The 7,323-nt window shown below is 42.3% G+C and carries 1 protein-coding gene and 1 pseudogene; one reads left to right on the forward strand and one right to left on the reverse strand.

Features of this window, described 5'->3' with window-relative positions:
* Positions 1-3,139 (reverse strand): annotated as a pseudogene (locus tag JWQ85_RS05215) (translocation/assembly module TamB); the annotation flags it as partial.
* A 370-nt stretch (positions 3,140-3,509) separates the two neighbouring features.
* Between JWQ85_RS05215 and dnaE the strand changes: the two are divergent.
* Positions 3,510-7,100, forward strand: a complete 3,591-nt coding sequence (dnaE, locus tag JWQ85_RS05220) for a DNA polymerase III subunit alpha (protein ID WP_299465018.1) — start codon at positions 3,510-3,512, stop codon at positions 7,098-7,100.
* Positions 7,101-7,323 lie beyond the last annotated feature (223 nt).

Genomic DNA, 7,323 nt, shown 5'->3' on the forward strand with positions numbered 1-7,323 from the left:
TTTGGTTATTTACTTTAAGGGCTATGTTACCAAGGGTATCACCTTTAAAATTAAAATCGCTTACGTTTATAGCCGTGGTAAATACCGGTGATTTTTGGAAGTTGCTTATCTCCGCGTTTCCATTAATTGTACCACCAACAAGCAAGGAATCTTGCTTAGCCAGTTTGGTCAAAGTTTCGATACGGAAGTTCCTGAAATCGACAGTTATCGGCGAATTGTACTCGCCCGAGTTGCTATTTGCACTTAATACCTGGTTGCTGTTGGTAATGCTAAAGTTGCGTGCCAATATCCCTTTAGCGCCATAGAACAGGGCATTATCCGGGTTAACGGCCCATGGGGTATAATCAAGCAGTAATCCATCCTGCAGGAAACTAAATTGATACTGGTTTGGCAGCGCGCTAAACATACCCGCAATTCGGTACCGTTCTTTTTTGGCGGCGTCACGCACCTGCAGGCTTATGCCCAGTTTATTATTTTGGGCATTGCCCGATACACTGGTGAACAACATATCGAGCGATGAACCTACTTTTATCTCATCAACAGTTAAGTTGTAATTAAGCGCGTTATTGCCGGTGTTAATAGCCAGCTTCATGTTGTTTACAGTGTTTGTGCCATATATAACCTTTGGTGCCGATCCGTTTACAATCAGCTCGCCCGTAGTGCTGTTAAAGCGGCCGTTGAATAAAACCGGGTCAAGCTGTTTCAAGTCTGGCACAAACTGGGTAACCAGCGGCGTTTTTACTAAACGGGCATCAAACGTAAATTGCTGCGAAGAGTATTTTACTTTGGCACGCGGGGTTTTACTGCCCAGGCTGGTATTGTAGTATTTATCTATAACATCTTGCAATGCAGGTGCAATTTGGGTTAGCTTATACTGGCCTACCATGTGCGCGTAAAACATTGGGGTTTTAAGTTGTAAACTACTGCTATCTGAATTGGCGGTAGATACCAGGGTTACGCTATCCAGTTGAATGCGCTGGCCGTTGTTATTCACAACCAAATCTGTTGCCATAATATTGGCGTTTAGGTAATCGGGGTCGGCAGTTGGTACATCGGCAATAATTTTACCGTGAAAGCGCATTGGGGTTTTTGTAAAATTCAGCTTCTGCAGATCTATGCTATCTACCAAAAGCGTAGCATTAACCGATGGATACTTTTTGTTCATGTTAGCTTTAGCATCCAAACTAAAGTTAATATTAGGGTCTTTCATGCGGGCGTTAGCTACATAACTACCATTGCGCGCGGTACCTTTCATTACCAGGTTACGGTAGGTATACCCCTTTACATTAGCACTTACTACATCGCCGTTGAATTTTAGGCTGGCAGTTTTTGGGTCGAGCCCGGCACCGCTTATATTCGCCTGCATGGTTACAAAGCCCACCATTTGCGGCTGTTTGGTTAATGCCCCAACGTTTAAATTATTGGCCTTTATATTGGCCGAGTAGGTTTCGTTTCCTTTGCGTTTACCACTTTTCATGGCGGCCACCAAATCAACCGCGCCGTAGCTGCTGCGCAGGTTCATTTTGGTGTTAAAGGTTTTCATGCTGCCTTTAAATGTTCCTTTCAGGTCCATATTCTCGGGAACACTCACATTTGGCGGAATGGTGCCTTTTGGAACAAGGCGGACAATATCGTTTCGTGTAGTACGGAAATCGTTGATAGTGACATCAAAGTAAGATTTTTCTACATCGGGCAAGCCCCGCATAGTAGCAGATGCTTTTACGTAAGTATTGCCAAAGCCACTTATTTCAATATTTGGGATCCGTAGGTTATTTACCTGACCGCTAACCCTGCCATTCACTTTTATAATTGAGTTTGGCGATGATTTAAATGGCTCCATTGATGCCATGGTAGGCATTAGCAACAATACATCGCGTAGGCCAAGTTTACTACCATCTAAATTGGCGTTGATGCTCAGTTTGCCCAGGTCTTTGGTTAACGATTCTATTGATGGATAAGCCACCTGCAGATCTTTCTGAATAACTGATGTCGGCGTTTCAACCAGCAGATCTTTTAAATACGAATTCTTAGGCCCGTAGAAGAATGCTGTGTGGAACTTATTGATCTTTAACCCGCTCTTTTCGCTAAATGTAAAGGAGTTGATCTTACCTGATAAGCTATCGGGGGTGTAAGTGATATTCCCGGCATCGGCATTTAAGTTTTTGATGCTCATGTGTGCAAAATCTAAGCCCCGGGGCAGGGGTTTTTGCGCGTAGTTATCAAACTTAATATTATCGTTGGTAAAGGTAACCTTGCCTAAAGCGGCTGTCCAACCTTTAGCTTGTGTTGTAGATGTAAGCGTATCAATCTTTTTAATTGTTTTTTCAACCGCTTTGGTAACAGTTGCCGGCTTGGCAAATGTAAGCCCGGCGGTGGTATTATCTAACAGGATAGATTTGATACCAACATGCTGTTTCTTCATATCTATCTTATCCATGCTCACCAAAAATTTGCCCAGATCAACATTGGCGGTCATTTCGCTGCTCTTGTAATCAACCTTAACCCTGTCTACGTTTATCTCACCCAAAGTCAGATCCATGTTTAGCGGCTTGATGGCGGTATCAATAGTTGCAGCTTGTTTAATGGATGAACCCGCAGGTGTTTGAATGATCTTAGCGTTTACCCCGCTCAGGTTTATTTTGGGGATAGTAAATTTCATCTTATCCATATCAAAATCTTTGATACGGGTATCAAAATGGCCCAGCAGAAATTTTACATCATTACCGGTGGTTACATCTTTATATTTAATGTTGATCTTATCCAGAATGATCTTATCAACCGAGAATTTCATGGTAGAGGTGGTATCCTCGGGCTTCACCTCTTTTTTCTGCTCGCCGGCAAAAGCTTTTATGATGTAGTCGAAGTTGAAAAGGCTATCCGGTCCACGACTAATATTAGCGGTAATACCTTCCAGGTTTATCTCGTTTATCTCAACCTTGTTTTTCAGCAATTTTAGCAGGGTGATATCAACCTTTAATTTATCACCTGCAATAAGCGTGTCGCGCTTCTGATCTTCAAAATAAACATCCTCCAGCACTAATAATTTAGGCAGCCCCAGGCTGATATGGCCTATCTCTACTTTGGTGTGGATTTTATTTTGTAAAAAGGTAACAGCCTTATCTTTTGCAAAATTTTGCACAGCAGGTACCTGTATTAAAATAACTACAAGCAACACCAAAAAAATGACACTCGCAATTATCCATAATATTGTTTTAAGAGCTATGCGTCCAAATCGTTCCAAATTCGTAAAAGTTATGGTTACTGCTTATAGTTACGCAAATTATGTGCTAAACTGCCTTTTTAATTTTTCAACATTCTTAAAAGGTAATTTGTTTTTTTTCTTATTACGATAATTCTTTATGTATGAGGCCACTTTTAACAGATCATATTAATTAGCTTACCCGTAGGATGTACAGGTAAAATTACTTCTTAATTTATCAACAAACATTTTTAAAGGTTTGTTTTTTGGTAAATTTGTAATCCACAAAATTAGTTGACTCAGATTAAATATGCCCGATTTTTCGCACTTACACGTACATACCCAATTTTCGTTACTTGATGGTGCCGCCGATATATCAAAGCTATATAAAAAGGCAGCAGCAGATGGTATGAAAGCCCTGGCCATTACCGACCACGGGAACATGTTTGGTGCGTTTAAGTTTGTGGCCGAAGCGGGTAAACATAATGTGAAACCTATTGTAGGCTGCGAGTTTTACGTGGTTGATGACAGGCATAAAAAACAGTTTACCAAAGAAAAGAAAGATAAGCGGTATCACCAGCTAATGCTGGCTAAAAATGCCGAAGGATACAAGAATCTGATAAAACTTTGTTCTTTAGGTTATATAGAGGGCCTTTACAGTAAATGGCCGCGTATTGATAAAGAACTTATCCTAAAATATCATAAAGGGATAATTGCAACTACCTGTTGCCTGGGTGCATCAGTACCGCAGGCTATTTTAAGGGATGGCGAGGCCGCCGCCGAGATTGAATTTAAATGGTGGCTTGATCTTTTTGGCGAGGATTTCTATATAGAGATGCAGCGCCATGATATTCCCGAACAAAATACGGTTAATGCTGTGCTGGCGAAGTTTGCCAAAAAGTATAACGTAAAAGTTATCTGCTCAAACGATTCGCACTATGTAGACCAGCAGGACTCTAACGCGCACGATATTTTGCTTTGTGTAAATACCGGCGATTTACAAAGTACCCCCATAGCTACCGACGAAGAAGGTGGCAAGGGCTACCGTTTCGGTTTTACTAACGACCAGTTTTATTTTAAAACACAGGCAGAAATGGGCAAACTGTTCCATGATATTCCTGAATCGTTAGATAACACGCAAGAGATAGTTGATAAGGTAGATGTATTGAAGCTAAAGCGGGACATTCTCCTGCCTAATTATGTTATTCCACCTGAATTTAAGATCCACAGTGAAAGCACGCCCGATTCAGATACCCTTAACCAATGGGAGTATCTGAAGCACCTTACCTTTATGGGTGCCAAAGAGCGTTATAAAGATATTAGCCCCGAGGCCGAAGAGCGCATCAACTTTGAGCTGTTCACCATTCGTACCATGGGTTTTGCGGGATACTTCCTCATTGTGGCCGATTTTATTAGGGCTGGCCGGGATATGGGTGTATTTATTGGCCCGGGCCGTGGTTCGGCAGCGGGATCGGTGGTGGCCTATTGTACAGGTATCACCAATATCGACCCACTGAAATACAACCTCCTGTTTGAGCGTTTCTTGAACCCGGATCGTAAGTCAATGCCCGATATTGATACGGACTTTGATGATGCGGGCCGCCAAAAAGTTATTGACTATGTAGTTGATAAATATGGTAAAAACCAGGTAGCACAGATCATTACTTATGGCTCTATGGCTGCCCGTACCAGTATCCAGGATGTGGGCAGGGTATTGGATATGCCATTATCTGATGTAAATGCGCTAAAAAAACTGGTGCCCGAAACATTGGGTATCAACTTAAAAACAGCTATTGAGCAAGTGCCCGAGCTGCAGGCTATCTACAAATCAACCGATATTAAAGGTATTGTGCTTCGCGAAGCAGAGAAACTGGAAGGCTCGGTTCGAAATACGGGTGTGCATGCCGCAGGGATCATTATTGCCCCTTATGACCTTACGGACATTGTCCCGGTGGCTACAGCAAAGGATTCTGACCTGCTGGTTACCCAGTATGACGGACGTGTTATTGAAGATGCCGGTGTAATTAAGATGGACTTTTTGGGTTTGAAAACCCTTACCATTATCAAAGACGCGCTTAGGCTGATCAAACAGAACCACAGTGTACATATTGATATAGATTATATCCCGCTGGATGATGTGCAAACGTATGAGCTTTATCAGCGTGGCGATACCAATGGCACGTTCCAGTTTGAAAGTGACGGAATGCAAATGTACCTGCGCGATTTGAAGCCGGATAAGTTTGAGGATTTAATTGCCATGAACGCCCTGTACCGTCCAGGCCCGATAGAATATATACCATTATTTATTAAACGTAAGCACGGTATCGAGCCTATTGCATTTGACTTACCTGATATGGAGGAATACCTGGGCGAAACCTATGGTATTACCGTATACCAGGAGCAGGTGATGCTTCTGTCGCAAAAATTGGCTGGCTTTAGTAAAGGTGATGCCGACGTTTTGCGTAAGGCGATGGGTAAAAAGCAGATCGAGGTACTTAACAAGATGGAAGCCCAGTTTATGGATGGGGCTATTGCCAAAGGCCATCCTAAAGATAAGCTTACCAAAATTTGGAATGACTGGAAGGCATTTGCCCAATACGCGTTCAATAAATCGCACTCTACCTGTTATGCTTTTGTGGCCTACCAAACAGCCTACTTAAAAGCGCATTACCCGGCAGAATATATGGCAGCGGTTTTAAACAACCAAAATAACATGGAGAAGATCACCTTCTTTATGGAAGAATGCCGCCGTATGGGTGTACAGGTATTAGGGCCTGATATTAACGAGAGCGATATGGCTTTCACAGCTAATAAAAAAGGAGTAATTCGTTTCGGACTTACCGGTGTAAAAGGCGTTGGTGAAAAGGCGGTTGAAAGTATTATTGAAGAGCGCCAGGAGCGAGGCCCATATAAAAACGTTTACGATTTTGCGCAGCGGTCAAACACAAGATCGGTTAATCGAAAATCATACGAGAACCTGGTTTATGGTGGTGCATTTGACGAGTTTGGGCTTAACCGTGCGCAGTTTTTCGCCAAAACAGAGAATGGCATATTAACCGGGGTAGAGCGCCTGATAAAATATGGTAACGATTACCAGAATACGCAGAACAGCTCGCAGTCATCATTATTTGGTGGCTCGGTAGCATCGTATATCCCCGAGCCGGCAATGCCTGATGCCGAGGAATGGCCACTGATAGAGAAGTTGAAATACGAGAAGGACGTTATCGGTATATATCTAACCGGGCACCCGCTTGACAACTTTAAGCTGGAAATGGATAAGTATTGCAATACCACCATAACCGAATTAAAGAACATTCAGAAAGCCAGATCAGGTGAGGGTGGCGAAGAGGTAATGGAAAACCTGGCCAACTTGCGTAAACGCGGCGAGATCTGCATTGGGGGGTTAGTGGCAAACGTTCAGCATAAAACCACTAAGATGGGTAAACCGTTTGGTACGTTCATCCTGGAAGATTACAACGAAAGCTACGAGTTTGCCTTTTTTGGGGAAGATTATGTGAAATTCCGTAACATGATGGTTGATGGGTATTTCCTGCATATTAAGGGTAATATCGAAGAAAAATTCCGTCAAAAGGATAATTGGGACCTAAGAGTAACTGTAATGAGCTTGCTATCCGAAATGCGGGATAAGCTAACCAAATCCCTAACCGTTTGCCTGGATGTAAAAGCGTTGAACAATCAGCTACTGGATAACCTGATGCAGGTAATAAATACCAACAACGAAAAGTACCCGGCAAAAAGTTGCCAGCTTAAATTTAAGATACGGGATGGCGAGGAGGCGATGTACGTAGACTTGCTTTCCAAATCGCACAAGGTAAGCCCAAGTGACGAATTGATGGCCGATATATTTAATTTGACTAACGCGCCGGCGGTGCTGTTGTAGTAATTATAAACCTTATATTTTTGAAGGGTTGGTGTCCTCACCAACCCTTTCTACTTGAGGTTATCCACACTAAAAGTAACCCTCCACTTATAAGCCACTATAAACCATTTGTAATTAAGGCAGATGTTAATAATATAATTGTCACATTGTCATACCCCTACTTGTGGCAAGCTATTTGAATAGTATATATTTGTATAACATTATTAAAAAATAAAATCATGGC

Source organism: Mucilaginibacter sp. (genome assembly GCF_028288105.1).
Taxonomy (GTDB): domain Bacteria; phylum Bacteroidota; class Bacteroidia; order Sphingobacteriales; family Sphingobacteriaceae; genus Mucilaginibacter.